The organism is Rhodococcus sp. UNC23MFCrub1.1 (assembly GCF_000686025.1).
Taxonomy (GTDB): domain Bacteria; phylum Actinomycetota; class Actinomycetes; order Mycobacteriales; family Mycobacteriaceae; genus Rhodococcoides.
In genome coordinates this window covers 443,332-460,599 of record NZ_JMLQ01000001.1, presented here as the reverse complement: position 1 = coordinate 460,599, position 17,268 = coordinate 443,332, and the positions used below count along the sequence as shown (strand labels likewise).

At 68.7% G+C, this 17,268-nt stretch carries 17 protein-coding genes; 10 read left to right on the top strand and 7 right to left on the bottom strand.

Translation table 11 applies throughout. The features are described 5' to 3' along the window. Nucleotides 1-24: 24 nt before the first annotated feature. The 3 genes from BR07_RS0102210 (at nt 25) to BR07_RS22940 (ending at nt 3,279) form a co-directional block, all read left to right on the top strand. Nucleotides 25-1,566 (top strand): AMP-binding protein, encoded by a 1,542-nt coding sequence (locus tag BR07_RS0102210; RefSeq protein WP_027504041.1) that lies wholly within the window; start codon nt 25-27, stop codon nt 1,564-1,566. Between the two features lie 81 nt (nt 1,567-1,647). Next, nucleotides 1,648-2,259 (top strand): vitamin K epoxide reductase family protein, encoded by a 612-nt coding sequence (locus BR07_RS0102205; protein ID WP_027504040.1) that lies wholly within the window; start codon nt 1,648-1,650, stop codon nt 2,257-2,259. A 177-nt stretch (nt 2,260-2,436) separates the two neighbouring features. Next, nucleotides 2,437-3,279, top strand: coding sequence for a pentapeptide repeat-containing protein (locus BR07_RS22940; protein ID WP_037183914.1), 843 nt, complete (start codon nt 2,437-2,439; stop codon nt 3,277-3,279). A gap of 16 nt (nt 3,280-3,295) precedes the next feature. Here BR07_RS22940 and BR07_RS22935 read toward each other — a convergent pair whose 3' ends face one another. Together BR07_RS22935 and BR07_RS0102190 are read right to left on the bottom strand one after the other, a co-directional pair. Continuing rightward, a complete protein-coding gene (locus BR07_RS22935) occupies nt 3,296-4,048 on the bottom strand; it encodes a GAF and ANTAR domain-containing protein (protein ID WP_051612950.1) in 753 nt (250 codons plus the stop codon). 48 nt (nt 4,049-4,096) lie between these two features. After that, nucleotides 4,097-5,551, bottom strand: coding sequence for an MDR family MFS transporter (locus BR07_RS0102190; RefSeq protein ID WP_051612949.1), 1,455 nt, complete (start codon nt 5,549-5,551; stop codon nt 4,097-4,099). 112 nt (nt 5,552-5,663) lie between these two features. Here BR07_RS0102190 and BR07_RS22930 point away from each other — a divergent pair, with 112 nt between their 5' ends. Continuing rightward, nucleotides 5,664-6,320 (top strand): TetR/AcrR family transcriptional regulator, encoded by a 657-nt coding sequence (locus tag BR07_RS22930; protein ID WP_231476125.1) that lies wholly within the window; start codon nt 5,664-5,666, stop codon nt 6,318-6,320. Here BR07_RS22930 and BR07_RS0102180 read toward each other — a convergent pair. Next, on the bottom strand, nt 6,310-7,287 hold the full coding sequence (locus tag BR07_RS0102180) for a LacI family DNA-binding transcriptional regulator (protein WP_051612948.1): 978 nt from the start codon (nt 7,285-7,287) through the stop codon (nt 6,310-6,312). The two genes, BR07_RS22930 and BR07_RS0102180, sit on opposite strands and share 11 nt — an antisense overlap. Before the next feature lie 126 nt (nt 7,288-7,413). On the opposite strand from BR07_RS0102180, the gene BR07_RS0102175 reads away from it, so the two are divergent. Next, complete coding sequence (locus tag BR07_RS0102175; protein ID WP_027504037.1) at nt 7,414-8,460, top strand: Gfo/Idh/MocA family oxidoreductase; 1,047 nt, start codon at nt 7,414-7,416, stop codon at nt 8,458-8,460. After that, nucleotides 8,457-9,236 (top strand): TIM barrel protein, encoded by a 780-nt coding sequence (locus BR07_RS0102170; protein ID WP_027504036.1) that lies wholly within the window; start codon nt 8,457-8,459, stop codon nt 9,234-9,236. The genes BR07_RS0102175 and BR07_RS0102170 overlap by 4 nt, the downstream gene beginning before the upstream one ends. Before the next feature lie 7 nt (nt 9,237-9,243). Here the strand turns inward: BR07_RS0102170 and BR07_RS26115 are convergent, their stop codons facing one another. Next, a complete protein-coding gene (locus BR07_RS26115; RefSeq protein WP_027504035.1) occupies nt 9,244-10,011 on the bottom strand; it encodes an ANTAR domain-containing protein in 768 nt (255 codons plus the stop codon). Between the two features lie 59 nt (nt 10,012-10,070). Then, nucleotides 10,071-11,534, bottom strand: a complete 1,464-nt coding sequence (locus tag BR07_RS0102160; RefSeq protein ID WP_231476124.1) for a helix-turn-helix domain-containing protein — start codon at nt 11,532-11,534, stop codon at nt 10,071-10,073. Between the two features lie 168 nt (nt 11,535-11,702). On the opposite strand from BR07_RS0102160, the gene BR07_RS0102155 reads away from it, so the two are divergent. The 3 genes from BR07_RS0102155 to BR07_RS0102145 are packed head-to-tail and all read left to right on the top strand — an operon-like array spanning nt 11,703 to nt 14,524. Next, on the top strand, nt 11,703-12,755 hold the full coding sequence (locus BR07_RS0102155) for an amidohydrolase family protein (protein WP_027504033.1): 1,053 nt from the start codon (nt 11,703-11,705) through the stop codon (nt 12,753-12,755). Between the two features lies 1 nt (nt 12,756). Further along, a complete protein-coding gene (locus tag BR07_RS0102150) occupies nt 12,757-13,461 on the top strand; it encodes an iron-sulfur cluster assembly protein (protein WP_027504032.1) in 705 nt (234 codons plus the stop codon). Nucleotides 13,462-13,498: 37 nt separating this feature from the next. Continuing rightward, complete coding sequence (locus BR07_RS0102145) at nt 13,499-14,524, top strand: NAD(P)-dependent alcohol dehydrogenase (protein WP_027504031.1); 1,026 nt, start codon at nt 13,499-13,501, stop codon at nt 14,522-14,524. Nucleotides 14,525-14,541: 17 nt separating this feature from the next. Here BR07_RS0102145 and BR07_RS0102140 read toward each other — a convergent pair whose 3' ends face one another. Further along, nucleotides 14,542-15,207 carry a 3-oxoacid CoA-transferase subunit B gene (locus BR07_RS0102140; protein ID WP_027504030.1) on the bottom strand — a complete coding sequence of 222 codons (666 nt, stop codon included), beginning with the start codon at nt 15,205-15,207 and terminating at the stop codon, nt 14,542-14,544. After that, nucleotides 15,204-15,968 (bottom strand): CoA transferase subunit A, encoded by a 765-nt coding sequence (locus BR07_RS0102135; RefSeq protein WP_027504029.1) that lies wholly within the window; start codon nt 15,966-15,968, stop codon nt 15,204-15,206. The genes BR07_RS0102140 and BR07_RS0102135 overlap by 4 nt, the downstream gene beginning before the upstream one ends. 193 nt (nt 15,969-16,161) lie before the next feature. Here BR07_RS0102135 and BR07_RS0102125 point away from each other — a divergent pair, with 193 nt between their 5' ends. Further along, nucleotides 16,162-16,914, top strand: coding sequence for an IclR family transcriptional regulator (locus BR07_RS0102125; RefSeq protein WP_027504028.1), 753 nt, complete (start codon nt 16,162-16,164; stop codon nt 16,912-16,914). Nucleotides 16,915-17,268 lie beyond the last annotated feature (354 nt).

Here is a 17,268-nt window from a genome sequence, read left to right as displayed (position 1 = left end):
CGGAGCCTTGTTAGTGTCGGTCGAATGTTCGTCCCGTTCAGTGTCACCGACTTCCTCGACCGCGCCGCCGCCGTGTACGGAGACCGGGTCGGGTTCGTCGACGAGCCCGATCAGCCCGCTCCGAGCCTCGGATCGCCGACCTATGCCGAGATGGCGGACCTCGCCCGGCGGCAGGCCGCGAAACTCGACGATCTGGGTATCGAGCGTGGCGATCGAGTGGCGATCGTCAGCCACAACGCGGGCCGTCTGCTCACGTCGTTCTACGGAATCAGTGGCTGGGGCCGCGTCATCGTTCCCGTCAATTTTAGACTCCGGCCGGACGAGGTGCGGTACATCATCGAGGACTCCGGTGCGCGCGTGCTCTACATCGATCCGGAGCTGAAGGACTCGCTCGGCGACGTCGAGTGCGAACACGTCGTCGTTCTCGGTGACGACCAGAATCTGTACGCTCCGCCGGGATCCACTCCGGCACCGTGGGATCCGGACGAGAACGCAACCGCTGCCATCAACTACACGTCGGGGACCACGGCTCGCCCCAAGGGTGTCCAGATCACGCACCGCAACATCTGGGTCAACGCGGTCACCTTCGGCATGCACGTCGGCGTCAGCGATCGCGACGTCTACCTCCACACCCTGCCCATGTTCCACGCGAACGGCTGGGGACAGCCGTTCGCGATGACGGGAGTCGGTGCGCAGCACATCGTCCTGCGCAAGGTCGACGGCGCCGAGATCCTGCGCCGCGTGCGCGATCACGGCGTGACGGTGATGTGTGCGGCCCCCGCCGTCGCGGCAGCCGTGCTCGATGCCGCGCAGTCGTGGGAGGGCGAGATCCCCGGCCGGGATCGGGTGCGCATCATCATGGCCGGTGCGCCGCCACCGACGAAGACCGTTGCGCGCGTGGAGCGTGAACTGGGGTGGGAGTTCATCCAGATCTACGGGCTCACCGAGACGTCCCCTCTGCTGACCGTCAACCGCACTCGCCAGGAGTGGGACGATCTGGAACCCGAGGAGCGTGCCGCGAAGCTCACTCGGGCCGGCGCCCCCGCACTGGGTGTCCGACTCGACGTCGACCCGACCGGCGAGGTGTTGGCGCGATCCAACGTCGTCATGGAGGGCTACTGGGGGCGGCCCGAGGAGAGCGCCAGAACGCTGGACGGCGGCTGGTTCCACACCGGTGACGGCGGCCTCATCGGCGACGACGGCTATCTCACCATCGCCGACCGCAAGAAGGACGTGATCATCACCGGCGGCGAGAACGTCTCGTCCATCGAGGTCGAGGACTGCCTCTTCTCCCATCCCTCGGTGAGCGAGGTCGCCGTCATCGGGGTGCCGAGCGAGAAGTGGGGCGAGACGATCAAGGCCTTGGTGGTGCTCGCGCCGGACGTGGACGCCGGCCCGGAGACGGAGGTCGACCTCATCGCGTGGTGCAAGCAGCGACTGGCCGGGTACAAGGCGCCGACCACCGTGGAGTTCCGGGACGAGTTGGCGCGCACGGCCACCGGCAAGCTGCAGAAGTTCAAGTTACGCACGCCCTACTGGGACGGGATGGACCGCGAGGTCAACTGACTCGCCGGAGCCGATCTCTCAGGGAGGCTGTTTACACTCGGGGACTCGACCACTCTCCGACTCTCCGACGGGATCCCACCGATGACGATGTCCTCGCTGTCCGACGACGACGTCGACGTGGACCGTCCGTCTCGCGGAACCCCGGCGCGCGTGCTGCCGTGGGTCCTGCTGATCGGCGGGGTCGTCGGATTCGCGGCCGCCTGTGTGCTGACCTACGAGAAGATACGACTGACGGCGGACCCGTCGTACGCGCCGACGTGCAACCTCAACGCCGTGGTCAACTGCGGCTCGGTCATGGCATCACGCCAGGCGGCCGTCCTCGGATTCCCCAACTCCTTCATGGGGGTGGGCGGCTTCGCCATCGTCGCCATGGTGGGCGTCGCCCTGCTGATGCGCACGCGTCTCGATCGGTGGTTCTGGGCAGGGCTGCAGGTGGGGGTCACCGCGGCCGTCGCCTTCGCGCACTGGCTCATCGTGCAGAGCCTGTACGAGATCGGTGCGCTCTGCCCGTACTGCATGGTGGTGTGGGCCGTCACGGTGCCCGTCTTCTGGTACGTGACGGTGGTGAACGTGTCGGCTCTGGCGGGACCGGGCCGGACGAGAGACCTGCTGACGCGGTACCACGCCGTCCCCCTCGTCCTCTGGTATCTCGTGCTGGCAGGACTCGTCGTGCAGAGGTTCGTGCTCGGCTGACCGGGGTCGGTGCGCTACTCTGCGCGCAGTGATCTCTTCATGATGTCCTGACCAGGCCCTGTGGCTCCGACCGAGCGCACTCCGTGCGTTCGGTGGTGACTGCGTGCGCCGGTGTCGGCGGACCCTTCCGAGGGCTCCGCCGCCTCCGGCCCCTGTCACTTCTCTCCGGAGTACCTCATGAACGAGCCGTTCTCGGCCCCTGTCCCGCATCCGTCCACACTGCGCGCCGACTGCGCGCGGTGCACCGGCCTGTGCTGCACCGCCCTCGGATTCTCGCGATCGGTGGAGTTCGCGACCGACAAACCACCGGGCGTCCCGTGTGCCCATCTGGACACGACGTTCCGGTGTTCGATCCACTCCGCTCTGCCTCGACGCGGGTACCGCGGTTGCGTGTCCTTCGATTGTTTCGGAGCCGGCCAACGCGTCAGCACGACGATGTTCCCTGCCGCGTCGTGGCGCGACGGTGACGCGACCGCGCGCACCGTCTTCTCGGCCTTCGAGGTCGTGATGGACCTGCACGAGATGCTGTGGCATCTGACGCGGGTGCGCACGCGTTCCCACGACAGCGACCTGACCGACGAGGTCGATCTGCTGTGCGCGGAGATCTCTGCCGCCGTCGACGCCGGCGCCACCTCGGTTCTCGCGGTGGACGTGACGTTCGTTCGAGGGCGCGTAAGGCAGGTGCTCGACACCGTGAGCGCCGAGGTGCGCGCGGCCTACTTCGCGGACGGGGCGGCGACGGACGCACGGCTCGTCCCGCGAGCGGACCTGGCGGGCGCGGACCTGCGTGACGTGTGGCTCGTCGGTGCCGACCTGCGCGGGGCGTCACTGGTGGGGGCGGATCTGCGCCGTTCCGACTTCACCGGATGCGACCTTCTCGGGGCCGATCTGCGCGGCGCGGACGTCCGGGGTGCGGACCTGGGTGACGCGCTGTTTCTCACCCGGACGCAACTGGCGTCCGCGAGCGGGAACCGGGACACCCGAGTTCCGGTCGACCTGGAGGTTCCGCCCGGGTGGTGACCGGTCGAACTGTGCGTCAGGCGGGGCGCGCGCCGGTCATCTCGGCCGGCGCGACGTCCGTCACCGACGACACGAATTCGCGGGCGATGTCCCGCAGTCGGCGGTTGGTGCGCTGCGACTCGGTCGAGAGCACCTCGAACGCCGCGGCGTCGTCGATGCCGCGCAGGGCCATGAGGATGCCCTTGGCCTGCTCGATGGGTGCGCGGTGGGCCATGGCATCGCGGAGGCCGTCGACGGTGGTCGAGAGGTCGCGGTGCTGGTCGTCGCGTTCCAGCGCGTCCGAGACGGCGCCGACCAGCGTGCTGAGAACCTGACGGTCCAGGTCGTCGAAAGAGTGCGGGGTGTGGGCGAAGAGGGTGAGCGAACCGATGGTGCGGTCACCCACCCGCACCGGGGTGCACATCATCGCGGCGATCCCCGCGGCGCGCGCAGTGGTGCCGAATTCCGGCCACCGGGCGTCTCCCGCCTCGCAGTCGACCAGCACCGTCTCGCCCTCGCGAGCGGCGTGCAGGCACGGACCGCTGTCCGCGTCGTACTGCTCGAGGTCGATGGCGGAGACGGTGGACGACGACGTCGCGGCCGCGAAGGGTGCGCCGTTCAGCTCGACGGTGACTCCGCACATGTCCGTGTCGGGGATGCACGCGCAGGCGGCGTCGACCAGCCGGTGCATCAACTCCGCAGCATGGTCGTCGTCGGTGCCCGCCGCGCTCAACGAGCGGACGGCGTTACCGATCACGACCGCGAGCGGCAAGGAGTCAGAGGAGTTCACGGCACCATTGCACCACGATGGGGCGACAACCTTCCGGCAACGACCAGGTCACCCCCGGTCGGCCGCAGGCGTACGGATGAAGAACGAGGCGCCCACTGCCAGCAGGGACACGGCACCGCCGCACAGGAACGCGGTGTGGATCCCCGACTGCTGCGCCGCCACGTCGCCCACGCCACCGGCCAGTCGGGAGGCCGCAGCGGTGGACATCACGGTCACGAACAGCGCGGTGCCGGCCGCTCCCGCCAACTGCTGCACGGTGTTGAAGATCGCGCTGCCGTGCGAGTACAACTGCGGCGGAACCGAACCCAGTGAGGAGGTCATCAGCGGAGTCATGATCAGAGCGAGTCCGACGCTGAGCAGCGAGTGGATCGCGACGACCACGGGGAGGGCGGTGTCGGCCGTGAGGATCGTCATCGACCACAGTGCGGCGCTGACGACGACGGCGCCCGGGACCACCAGTGGGCGGGGGCCGACCCGGTCGAAGACCCGTCCGACGACGGGAGCGAGACCGCCCATGATCAGACCGCCGGGAAGGAGCATCAGGCCCGTGGTCAACGTGTCCAGCCCGCGGACGTTCTGCAGATACATCGGCAGCAGGATGAGGGCACCGAACAGCGCCATCATGCTGATGGAGAGCATGCCCAGGCCGATGCTGAACGTGGGGGTGCGCAGTGGACGCAGGTCGAGCAGGGCCCGGCCCGAGTCCTGACGAGCGATCTGCCGGAGGACGAACACGACCAGTGCGACGACGCCGACACCCAACGGGATCCACACGGGGACCGCGGTGCCCTCGGCGGCGTGACCCAGGCTGCCGAGTCCGTACACGATGCCGCCGAACGCCAGCGCGGACAGCACCACCGAGACGGCGTCGAACGGGGCCACCGTGCTCGCCGCGGTGGCGTTCTCCACCAGGCGGGATCCGATCGCGAAGGCCAGCAACGCGATCGGGAGCACGAGCCAGAACATCCACCGCCAGTCGAGTGCACTGAGGATGACACCCGAGATGGTCGGCCCCACGGCCGGAGCCACGGCGATGACGATGGAGATGACGCCCATCATGCGGCCGCGCCGATCGGCGGGAACCAGTCGCAGCACGGTCGTCATCAGCAGGGGAAGCATGATCGCCGTGCCGCCTGCCTGGACGACTCGACCGGTGAGCAGCAGCGGGAAGCCGGGCGCCGACGCGGCGAGAACGGTGCCCACGGAGAACAGCGACATCGCCGCGAAGAAGACCTGGCGGAGAGTGAAGCGCTGGAAGAGGAAGCCCGTGGTCGGGATGACGATGGCCATGGTCAGGAGGAAGCCGGTGGTGAGCCACTGCGCGGTGCCGGCGTCGATGGCGAGATCGACCATCAGGGTGGGCAGCGCGACGCTCATGATCGTCTCGTTGAGGATCATGACGAACGCCGACACCACGAGTACCGCGATCAACAGCCGACTGCTCCGGGGCAGAGGCCCGTCCGTGACGCGCGGCGCGTCCACCTCTGTCTGCTGAACCTGCATCGTCGTGGGGCCTCTCTGTCGTTCGGTGTGGTAACAGTGTCTTCCTGCATGACAGTCACTGTCAAACTGGTTGTTGATGTAGGGTGACGGCCATTCGGAGAGGAGTGATGTCGTGAGTGGAGACGGCTCGACCGAGGTGGCGGCGACACCGGTGCCCGATCTGCGGGAACGTCGGCGTCGCGACATGTGTTCCGAGATCTCACTGGCGGCGCTGGAACTCTTCGAGCGTCAGGGATTCGCGTCCACCACCGTCGGCGACATCGCTCGCGACGCGGGCATCTCGCAGAGCACGTACTTCCGTCACTTCCCCACGAAGGAGCAGTCCGTCGTCGGCTTCGATGCCGGGCTCGAGCGCGAGATCCTGGCGTGGGTGACCGAGGCCGACCTCGCGGGTGTCGGTCTGGCCGGCATCGAGGACATCGTGGAGCGGTTCCTCCGGCGCATGAGTGCGGCGAACACGGCGTCGTCCGACCGCGTGATGCGCATCCGTCGGCTGATCGTGTCGGATGCGCACCTACGGTCCGCGGCGATCGCCCTCGACGAAGTGGTCATCGCTCGCCTGGCCGACGCGCTGGCGGCGCGAGTTCCGCGATCGCCCTCCCGCCTGACCGCCGAGACGGCGATCATGACCGTCCGGGTCGCGTTCGACTCGTGGGCGGCGCGCGTGGACGACGGGGATCAGGACGCCGACCTGGCGGAGATCTATCGCGTCGCGTGCCGTGATCTGCGGACCGTCGTGAAGGGTGCCGCCCCGGACGTCACGACGTAGCCCTCGGTGCGCCGGTGGTCGACCGTGACACCAGGCTGGGCGTCAGCACGATGCTCGGCGCACTGTCGTCGACGGTGAGGGTGAGTGCGGCGTCCACCGCCGCGTCGGCCAGGCTCTCGGCGTCCTGGGACACCGTGGTGAGTGCGACGTGGTCCAGTCCGGCGACGCGCGAGTCGTCGTACCCGATCACCGACATGTCCCGCGGCACGGCGAGTCCGCGAGCGACCAGTGCGGCGAGAACGCCTGTGGCACACCGGTCGTTGAAGGCGATCACGGCGGTGGGAGGGTGCTCTGTGTCGAGGAGTCCCTCGACTGCTCGCGCTCCGTCGTCCTCCGTGAGGCCGCCCCGCACCACCTCGGCTCGGGAGTCGTCGATGTGGGACAGGGCGTCCAGGAAACCGGCGGATCGGTCCTCGCTGCCCGGTGCGCCGTCGCCGTCGACGAAGGCGATGCGCCGATGGCCGAGCTCCTCGAGATGCCGTACCGCCAGCGTGATGCCGGCGACGTCGTCGCTGCGCACCGTCACCGTGTCCGGGGTGTCGACACGGCGAGCGACGACGACGGTGGGAACGGTGCGGGCGAGCGCGGCCAGCTCGTCCTCCGGCAGTCGGCTGCCGAGGAGGATCGTTGCCTCGCAGCGATCGTGACGGAGGGAGTCGATGGCCGCTGTCTCACCTCTGCTGGGTGCGACGGCGCTGAGAGCCACCTCGTAGCCCCGTCGAGCCGCGGCGGAATAGACGTGTTCGACCAGATCCCCGTGGAACGGTTGTTGCAGCTCGAAGACGACCCCGAGAAGCCGGGAGTGCGACTGCCGCAGACTGCTCGCCCGTCGATCGCGGACGTATCCCAGTTCGTCGGCGATCTCGCGTACCCGTGCGCGGGTCGCGTCGCTGGCACCGGGGGAGTCGCGGAAGACGATGGACACCAGGGCGGTGGAGACTCCCGCCGCCCGTGCCACGTCGGACATCGTGACGGGACGCTCGGTTCGTCTCCTGGTGGTCACGCACCGATCGTACGGGGGTGTTGACGCCGGCGTCTAGTACGTTCTAGCCTCTGCGAACAGGCAAACTAGAACGTACTAGTAGGAGGCGTCATGGCAGTCGATCGTTCGGAGGTGGTGGGCATCGCGGTGCTCGGTGCGGGCAGGATCGGCGCCAACCACGCCGAGATCGTCGCGCGCCGGGTACCGGGTGCCGCACTGCGGGCAGTGGCGGATCCGGTGCCCGGCGCCGCCGAGAGGCTCGCCGGGGAACTCGGTGCACCGACGGCGTCCACCGACATCCACGAGACCCTGCGGCGTGACGACGTCGACGCGGTCGTGATCTCCGCCCCCGCGCGGAGTCACACCGAACTCGTCGTCGCGGCCGCGGAGGCCGGGAAGCACGTGTTCGTCGAGAAGCCGATGGCCGTGACCCTCGAGGACGCGGACCGTGCCATCGCCGCCGCACGGGCCGCGGGAGTGACACTCCAGGTGGGGTTCAACCGACGCTTCGCGCCGGGATTCGCGGCGGCACGTCGGGCCGTCGACGAGGGCAGGATCGGTACGCCCCAGCTGCTGCGGTCGCTCACCCGTGATCCCGGCCCGTGGGGTGGAGATCCGAGCCGCGTTCCAGCGTGGACCATCTTCCTGGAGACGCTGATCCACGACTTCGACACGCTCTGCTTCCTCAACCCGGGAGCCGCTCCGGTGCGCGTGCACGCCATGGCCGACGCGTTGATCCGGCCCGAGGCCAGGGACGACGGCTTCCTCGACACCGCCGTCGTCACCATCGCGTTCGACAACGGCGCCCTCGCGACGGCCGAGGCCAACTTCTCCGCGCTGTACGGCTACGACGTCCGCGGAGAGGTGTTCGGATCCGGCGGCATGATCACTGCCGGCACCACGGCGTCGAGCGACATGACCCTGTACGACGCTCGCGGGATCACCGTGGACACCGCCCGTCGCGACACCGATCTGCTGCGCGAGGCCTACATCGGCGAGTTCACCGCGTTCGTGTCCTCGGTCCGCGACTCGACGCCCGCGGTCGTCGGTGGAGCCGACGCACGGGTCGCCCTGTCGATCGCGCTCGCCGCGATCGAGAGCGTGCGGTCCGGCGCCGCGGTCGCCGTCGCGGATCTCGACTCGGACGGTGTCCGATGACGTACACGCTGGCGGCCAGCGCCGAGATGCTCCACCTCGATCTGCCGTTCGTCGATCGGGTCCGACGGATCGCGGACCGCGGCCTGCAGGTCGAGATCTGGAACTGGTCGACGAAGAACATCGACGATCTGCGGGCCACGGGTGCCCGGTTCTCCTCGATGACCGGGTACCTGAGCGGAAGCCTCACCGACCCGGACGGCATCGACGAGTTGCTCCGCACCGCCGCGGAGTCGCTGCGCGTGGCCGATCGGCTCGACTGCCCGCGCCTGAATCTGCACGGCACAGGTCTCGATTCGGAAGGGTTGCCGGTCCACCCCGAGCACACGGTGACCCCCGACATGTGGCTCCGGGCGGCCGACACACTGCGCCGGGTCGCGGAGCTGGGCGAGCGTGCCGGTCGCGTGTTCACCCTCGAGAACCTCAACACCGCGGTCGATCACCCCGGTACACCGTTCGCCACCGCGGCGGACACGCTCGCACTCGTGTCCGCGGTGGACAGTGCGGCCCTGCGCCTGAATCTGGACCTGTACCACGCTCAGATCGGCGAGGGGAACCTCATCGAGACGGTGCGGCGCTCGCTTCCCTGGATCGGCGAGATCCAGGTGGCCGACGTTCCGGGGCGCTGCGAACCGGGCACCGGGGAGATTGCCTACCCGGTCGTCGCCGCCGCACTGCGCGAGATGGGGTACGACGGTGTGGTCGGTCTCGAGGGGTGGGCACGCGCCGATCCCGACGAGGCACTCGACGCCTTCGAGGCGGCGTTCACGGCGCCGTGATCGTCGGTCAGCTGTCCTCGGTGATCCGGCGGGCCACGTCGACGAGTGGCAGTTCCGCTGCGGCAGCGGCTTTCTCGAGTAGTGCTCGGGCCTCGCCCATGTCGAGATCGTCCCGCACCATGAGGATGCCGACCGCGATGCCGACGACCCGGCGGTCCGCCATGGCCGCACCGATCCGTCGGACTCCGGCGACGAGGTCGCGCCCGCGGCCGTAGGACCACAGGGCGGTGTCGAGGTGGTCCACGAGGACGCACACCAGATCGTCCTCGGCCTCGACCTGCGCGGAGGACAGGGGAGGCCCCGCGGCGTACAGGTTGACCGATCCGGCGGCCGCCCCGTCGACGGTCAGCGCGCACGCGTGCACCCGGTCCACGCCGGCCCTCGCCGCGAGGGCGGCCAGGGGCGGCCAGAGTCGGGCCACCTCGTCGTGGGAGAAGTGCAGCGACGAGTGTGTCCGCAGCGCGCGCAGGCAGGGTCCGTCGTCGAGGTCGTACTGCTGGGCGTCGAGCGCGAACACGACGGCGTCGGTGGGGGACACGGTGAAGGGGTGGCCGTCCACGGTGGCGGTGATGCCGGCGTGCGCCACGCCGTCGAGTGATCGGACCGCCGCCGCCGCGCCCTGCTCGAGCACGACGAGCAGAGCGGCATCGTCGTCCACCGAGCCGGTCAGAAAATCGGAGACCGTGGTCGTCGCCGTCGAGTCCCGTTCGCGGGCCCGACGGAAGTGGGGGAGGTCGCGCAGTGCGAACAGACGTCGCGTGAGTTCGTCGTCCATGTCCGCGCCCCTCCCGTGAGATCGAGTCGTCCGGGACGAGACTACGCGGCCGACGTGCGTCAGCCGGGGTTCCGCGGATCGATCTTGTAGTAGGCCGTCTTGCGGTAGAGCGTGGCGCGGCTCATCCCCAGCTGACGGGCCGCCTGGCTCATCGTGACCTTGCCCGACGCGAGGACCCGCACTATCTCCCCGTGCTCGAACGCCTCGATGCTCGACAACCGGCGCGTCCGGCCCGCCAGCAGTTCGGCGGGGAGCATCGCGACGTCGACGACGTCCGCACGCGACGCGACTCGCGTGACGAGTTCGCGGAGCTCCGCCGCGCCCTGCGGCCAGTCGTGGTGCTGCAGAGCGCGTTCCGCCGCGGGGGTGATGTGCACGTCGCGTCCGCGCACCGCGCGCGCGAACTCGTGAGCCAACGGCACGACGTCGTCCGGTCGGTCCGACAGTGGGGGCAGCGACACGACCGATGCGACCGCGGAGGCGAGTGCGGCCGGGATGTCGTGCAGTCGTTCGGCGGTGACCGCGAAGGGCATCCGGGTCTCGGCGGACCGCAGCAGGTCGACGAGTGACTGCGCGGCGAAGTCGGGGAGCGTGTCGACGTCGCGCAGGACGACGACCGTGTCGGTGCGATCCGCCTCGTACGTCCACAGGTCGAGCCACGTGTCGACGTCGTCGGGTGCGGGGGCCGCTGCCGAGAGAATGCGGTGGCGCGGGAAGGCGCGCCGCGCAGCGTGCGTCACCAGCGACGAGCGGCCGGAGCCGGGGCGGCCGATCACCGCGACGGTCGATCCCGCGGCCATCGCGGAGTGGGCGTACGCCTCCAGTCGTGACCACTCCGCGCCGAGTCGAACGCCTGTGCCGGTGGACCCGTGCTCGATACGGAAGAGGCTGCGACGCACCGTCGGTCGCTCTCGTCGACCGGTCGATCGGGACGACATCGACAGCGAGATGGTGCTCGCGGCCGACCGTGCGAGTGTGAGTAGGAGGTCGCTCGACGTCCGGGACCAGGTGGTGAGATTGACGGCACCCTGCAGACGACCCGTCGCGGGATCCAGCACCGGGGCGGCTGCGCAGGTGAAGCCGGTGAGGCTGTGGGAGTAGTGCTGTTCCGCTCGGACCAGGGTGGGTGCCAGGTCTGCCAGCGCGAGACCCAGACCGTTGGTCCCCACCTCCCGTTCCGAGTAGCCGAAACCGGGCGCGAGGTGGACGTCGTCGAGCGCGCGGAGCAACGTGTGGTCCCCGCTCAGGCGGGACAGAACGAGGCCGTCGGCGTCGGTGAGCATGAGGCCCACCGGCTCGGCGGTGAGCGTCCGCTGCAGGTCGGCGAGCACTTCGTCACCGCACTGCCGAAAGAGCGACTCCTGCCGTTCCGTCCCGGCGAAGACCGGCTCGACATGATCGACCGGGATGCCGTAGCGCCGACTCCGAAGCCAGGAGGCGCGGAGCCGAGGGGGTACCGCACCGGCGACCGCGTCCACCTCGCGGCCGGAGCCGGTCCGGTGTTCGGGGAGCTGTGCTGGCACGCGGGCGTCCTGGTGGGTCGAAGCGGGTCGGGTTGTGATCCAGGTTACAGCGCCCGAGGGGTGGTCGACCGTCTCAGATTGAGACGCCGGGGACGCCCGCTTCCCGTCCGTCGCGCTCTAGCGTCGAGCCAGTGAAGGTGACGCCAGTCACACGACGAAGGGACCTCGATGCACACCAAGGGCGACAACAGCTTCTTCATCGTCGACGCGCACGTCGCGCTGTGGGACGCGCGGCCCGAGAACCAGCGCAACATCCACGGCAAGCAGTTCATCGACTGCTTCTACGACTACCACCGCAACCTGTCGCCCGAGAGCGAGCTGTGGCCGTACGACGAGTACCTCTACCAGGGCGGCGACCGCCTGATGAAGGACCTCTTCGAGGACGGGTACGTCGATCATGCGATCTTCCAGCCGGCCCACCTCGGGGAGTTCTACGTGAACGGGTTCGGGCAGACGGAGGAGGCATGGGCCCTCACGGCGCAGAATCCCGACAAGCTCACCTACAACCACCACTTCGATCCGCGCAACGGCGAGCGTGGGCTCGATCAGCTCCGCGCCGATGCCGAACGGTTCGGACTGAAGGGCGTCAAGCTCTACACGGCGGAGTGGCACGGAGACTCTCGCGGCTACAAGCTCGACGACGACTGGACCCGGCGTTACCTCGAGGTCTGCCGCGAGCTCGGGATCACCAACATCCACGTCCACAAGGGACCGACCATCAGGCCGCTCGATCGCGATGCCTTCGACGTGGCGGACGTCGATCATGTCGCCACCGACTTCACCGATCTGAACTTCGTCGTCGAGCACTGCGGTCTCCCGCGGCTCGAGGACTTCTGCTGGATAGCCACCCAGGAGCCGAACGTGCATGCCGGGCTCGCCGTCGCGATGCCGTTCATCCACTCCCGGCCGAAGTACTTCGGCCAGATCATGGGCGAGTTGCTCTACTGGCTCGGTGAGGACCGGATCCAGTTCTCGTCCGACTACGCCCTCTGGACACCGCGCTGGCTGATCGAGTCGTTCGTCGACTTCCAGATCCCGGCGGAGCTGAGCGAGTACCCGGAGATCACGATGGACCAGAAGCGCAAGGTGCTGGGCCTGAACGCCGCGAAGATGTACGACATCCCGGTTCCGGCGGAGCTGCAGATCGCCGATGCCGACGAGACGGCCACCGGCCCGCGCGGCGCCGACCGTGCGGCCGACGACGTTCTCGTGGGAGCGTGAGATGACCACCCGTGCCGACTCGGCGATGCGGGCTCTGGACGTGGTGATCGATCCCGAGCTCGACGAGCCGATCACCGACCTCGACTTCGTGCAGTCGCTCACCGTCTCCGAGGAGCGTGACGTCGTGGTGCACCTGCGCTTGCCGACGTCCTTCTGCGCGCCGAACTTCGCCTACCTCATGGCCTCCGACGCGAAGGATGTGCTCACCGGCCTGCCCTGGACGCGGAACGTGACGGTGGAACTCGACGACCACCACGATTCACCGATCATCAACGCGGGACTCGCCGCGGACGCGGGGTACCGGGGCACCTTCGCGCACGAGGCGGAGAACGATCTGGAGGAGCTCCGGACGACGTTCCAGCGCAAGGCTCACGTCGCGGCGATGGAGCGGTGCCTGACCGCGCTGCTGAAGCGGGATCCGTCCCGGCGCATGGAGGACATGGGAACCGTTGTGCTGGGCGATCTCCCGGACGACGACACCACCAGGGCACTGCGGTCGCGGCGACGGTCCCTCGGTCTGGACGACGTGCCCGACAGCATCGTCATGGTCGATCACACCGGAGCCGGCTATGCGCAGCTCGACGTGCCGCTCGCACTGCGTCGGGCTCGATCGACCCGCATCTCGATCGACGGCAATGCCCACTTCTGCCGGGGACTGCTCCGTACCCGCTACGACGACCCGGACCGCACGACGGTCGACGCCTGACCTTCCCGAGAAGCCGAGGAGACACATCATGAGCACCATGCGCGCAATCCAGGTCGTGGGGTACCACGAGAAACTCCGAATGACCGAGGTGCCCGTTCCGACTCCCACGGGGCCGTTCGACGTGGTCGTCCGGATCGGTGGAGCGGGGGTGTGCCGTACCGATCTGCACATCCTCGAGGGGCAGTGGGCCGAGAAGTCGAACGTGACCCTGCCGTACACGATCGGTCACGAGAACGCCGGCTGGGTCCACGCCGTCGGTTCCGCCGTGACGAACGTGCAGGAGGGTGACAAGGTCATCGTCCACCCGCTCATCACGTGCGGGCTCTGCCGCGCCTGCCGATCCGGCGACGACGTGCACTGCGAGATCAACCAGTTCCCCGGCATCGACACGAACGGTGGCTACGCGGAGTATCTGAAGACGTCGGCACGCAGTGTGGTGAAGCTGGACGACTCGCTGGAGCCGGCGGACGTGGCTGCCCTCGCCGATGCCGGGCTGACGGCCTATCACGCCGCGGCGAAGGCTTCCCGGCATCTGACTCCGCGCGACCGCGTCGTGGTCATCGGTGCAGGTGGGCTGGGGCACATCGGGATTCAGGTGCTGAAGGCGCTGACCGCGGCCGAGATCGTGGTCGTCGACCGTAACGCCGACGCGGTGAAGCTGGCCCTGTCCATCGGGGCGGATCATGGCGTCGTCGCCGACGGCACCCACATCGAGCAGGTGCTCGAGCTCACCGGCGGGCAGGGCGGCGAAGCGGTCATCGATTTCGTCGGTGAAGGCGGCGCGACGGCTGAGGGCATCGCGATGTTGCGGCAGGCGGGCAATTACCACGTCGTCGGATACGGCGAGAACATCGACGTCCCCACCATCGACATCGTGTCGTCGGAGATCAACGTCATCGGCAACCTGGTCGGGTCCTACAACGACCTGTGCGACCTCATGGCTCTCGCGGCACGCGGGTCCGTCGTTCTGCACACCGCGAAGTACGCACTCGACGACTTCCAGAGCGCCATCGACGATCTGGACGCGGGCACGGTGCGAGGGCGGGCCATCCTCACGCCGTGAGAACGGCCCGCCGCCGGTCAGTGCGTGACGAGGTCGTCGGCGTCGGTGAGGGTGGCGCCGGTGGCGTCGTGCACCTGCGCGGCCGTGACACCGGGCGCGGTCTCCCGCAGGACCAGGGTGCCGTCGCCGACGACGTCGATGACGGCGTAGTCGGTGATGACACGGTCGACGACGGCCTGACCGGTGAGGGGGAGCGTGCACGTGTCGACGATCTTGGGGTTGCCGTCCCGATCGGTGTGCTCCATGACGACGATGACGCGCGCGGCGCCGTGGACGAGGTCCATGGCGCCGCCCATGCCCTTGACCATCTTTCCCGGGACCATCCAGTTGGCGAGGTCGCCGGTCGCCGAGACCTGCATGCCGCCGAGGACGGCGGTGTCGATGTGGCTGCCGCGGATCATGCCGAAGGACAGCGCGGAGTCGAAGAACGCCGCGCCGGGCAGGGTGGTGACGGTTTCCTTGCCGGCGTTGATGAGATTGGCGTCGACCTCGTCCTCGGTGGGGTAGGGGCCGGTGCCGAGGATGCCGTTCTCGGAGTGCAGCGTGACGCGGATCGCGGGATCGAGGAAGCCGGGAATCAGTGTGGGCAGCCCGATGCCGAGGTTCACGTAGTCACCGTCGCGCAGTTCGGCCGCCGCGCGCCGAGCCATGTTCTCGCGGGTCCATCCGGTGTCGGTGCTCATCGTGCGTCTCCTGCGGGTCGGGTGGTGCGCTTCTCGATGCGGGGTGTCTGTGGGCCGGTCTCCACGATGCGCTGGACGAACACGCCGGGCAGGTGCACGTGCGCCGGGTCGATCTCGCCCGGCTGCACGAGATGCTCGACCTGAGCGACGGTGATGCGGCCGGCCGTGGCGGCGAGCGGGTTGAAGTTCATGGCTGCCTTGTCGAAGACGAGGTTTCCGTCGGTGTCACCCAGGTGCGCGTGCACGAGCGCGAAGTCGGCGCGGATGCCCTCCTCGAGGACGTACCGCTTGTCGCCGAAGACGCGGGTCTCCTTCGGGGGGGACGCGAGTGCGACGGATCCGTCGGCGGCGTAGCGCCACGGGAGCCCGCCGTCGGCGATGGGGCTGCCGACACCGGCCGGGGTGAAGAACGCCGGGATGCCCGCGCCCCCGGCGCGTAGTCGTTCGGCGAGAGTGCCCTGGGGAGTGAGCTCGACCTCGAGCTCGCCGGACAGGTACTGCCGGGCGAATTCCTTGTTCTCGCCGACGTAGGACGCGGTGACGCGACGGATCCGGTGCGCTGCGAGCAGGATGCCGAGGCCGTGGTCGTCCACTCCGCAGTTGTTGGAGAAGACCTCCAGATCGGTGACGTCGGTGGCGGCGAGGGCGTCGATCAGTGCGTCCGGGATGCCGCAGAGCCCGAAGCCGCCGACGGCCAGGGTGGCGCCGTCCGTGACGCCGCGTATCGCGTCGGCGGGGGTGGACAGGACTTCGGTGGCCACGAGTTCCTCCTGAGATCGAGTACTGATCAGATGTACGGTCCGGTGAGTGGACGTGCGCACTCTCTGCATTCGATCAGGACCACGGCGTCTTCGCAGGCGATACGGGGTCCGGACGGCGAACTGCTCGACTCGTGGAACGATCGGCGGCACGGTGTTCACTGAGTGGACACCCCGCGAGCCCTAGACTGTGGTGATGGCGGAGGCAGCGAGGTCGGTCATCGCGCGAGTCGCGGCCGTGATGCGTGCCGTCGGTGATCACGAGCCGGACGGCGCGTCGACCACCGACATCGCCAGGACCGCCGGGTTGGCGCGGCCCACCGTGCACCGGATGGTCACCGCGTTGGCGGCGGAGGGCTTCGTCGATCGGCACGAGTCGGGCCGGTGGGCGCTGGGGCCCGAGACCTTCCTTCTCGGATCGATGGCAGCGGAGCGGTACGACATCACGTCGAGCGCGGGAGACATCCTGCGCGATCTGGCCCGAACGACGGGGGAGAGCGCCTTCCTGTCGGCACGTCGGGGCGACGAGACGGTCTGCATCGCGAGCGAGGAGGGCAGTTTCCCGCTGCGCTCGCACGTCCTGCACGTCGGCCTGCGCATGCCCCTCGGAGTCGCGTCCGCCGGGTTGGTCATCCTCGCGCACCTGCCCGAACGTGAGCGGGTGGAGTACCTCGACCGTGCAGAGCTCGCCGGCTGGGGAGAACGTCACGCGCCGCGCGAGATCGCCGAACGGGTGGAACAAGTTCTGGTGCAGGGATACTCGGTGAATCCCGGGTTGTTGGTGGAAGGTAGCTGGGGTCTCGGGGCCGCGGTGTTCGATCGCCGCGACGCCCCGGCGTGGGCGCTGAGTCTGACGGGCGTCGCCGGCCGTTTCGACGATGTCCGGCGCCCTGTTCTCGGCGAACAGCTGCTGCGGGCCGCACACGCGTTGACCTCGCGTCTGCGGTGATCGGAGGTCGATGCGGCCGGTCGGACAGAACTCGGGCGGTACATCCAAGTTATTCACCCGTTATATCGTGAATGCATGCCCGATATCGTATCGATGTCGACATCAGAGTCCGAGAATCGTTGTCGCACAGAGATGTCAGTCGTCCATCACGTGATTTTCCGGACTCGACAGAATGTCGCAATTCCGGCATGCATTGACATTACCGTTATCGTCCTGTTCACTCTCATTTATGCCGTAAATCTACGTCGCATTCGACGGAGTCGGCTCGATCTCACACCTGCCCCCGCCACATCTCGGCGCCGTGGTCGTCTTCTCGGACGGTCATCGACGCGCCGACGTCGCCGGGGCGTCATC

What these genes read in the sequence shown, in the direction of transcription:
- BR07_RS26115 (WP_027504035.1), bottom strand. Translation starts at nt 10,011, where the DNA reads ATGGACGACGAACTCACGCGACGTCTGTTCGCACTGCGCGACCTCCCC.
- BR07_RS0102145 (WP_027504031.1), top strand. Translation starts at nt 13,499, where the DNA reads ATGCGCGCAATCCAGGTCGTGGGGTACCACGAGAAACTCCGAATGACC.
- BR07_RS0102125 (WP_027504028.1), top strand. Translation starts at nt 16,162, where the DNA reads ATGGCGGAGGCAGCGAGGTCGGTCATCGCGCGAGTCGCGGCCGTGATG.
- BR07_RS0102175 (WP_027504037.1), top strand. Translation starts at nt 7,414, where the DNA reads ATGGCAGTCGATCGTTCGGAGGTGGTGGGCATCGCGGTGCTCGGTGCG.
- BR07_RS0102140 (WP_027504030.1), bottom strand. Translation starts at nt 15,207, where the DNA reads ATGAGCACCGACACCGGATGGACCCGCGAGAACATGGCTCGGCGCGCG.
- BR07_RS0102210 (WP_027504041.1), top strand. Translation starts at nt 25, where the DNA reads ATGTTCGTCCCGTTCAGTGTCACCGACTTCCTCGACCGCGCCGCCGCC.
- BR07_RS0102150 (WP_027504032.1), top strand. Translation starts at nt 12,757, where the DNA reads ATGACCACCCGTGCCGACTCGGCGATGCGGGCTCTGGACGTGGTGATC.
- BR07_RS0102155 (WP_027504033.1), top strand. Translation starts at nt 11,703, where the DNA reads ATGCACACCAAGGGCGACAACAGCTTCTTCATCGTCGACGCGCACGTC.
- BR07_RS0102170 (WP_027504036.1), top strand. Translation starts at nt 8,457, where the DNA reads ATGACGTACACGCTGGCGGCCAGCGCCGAGATGCTCCACCTCGATCTG.
- BR07_RS22940 (WP_037183914.1), top strand. Translation starts at nt 2,437, where the DNA reads ATGAACGAGCCGTTCTCGGCCCCTGTCCCGCATCCGTCCACACTGCGC.
- BR07_RS0102180 (WP_051612948.1), bottom strand. Translation starts at nt 7,287, where the DNA reads ATGTCCGACGTGGCACGGGCGGCGGGAGTCTCCACCGCCCTGGTGTCC.
- BR07_RS0102190 (WP_051612949.1), bottom strand. Translation starts at nt 5,551, where the DNA reads ATGCAGGTTCAGCAGACAGAGGTGGACGCGCCGCGCGTCACGGACGGG.
- BR07_RS0102205 (WP_027504040.1), top strand. Translation starts at nt 1,648, where the DNA reads ATGACGATGTCCTCGCTGTCCGACGACGACGTCGACGTGGACCGTCCG.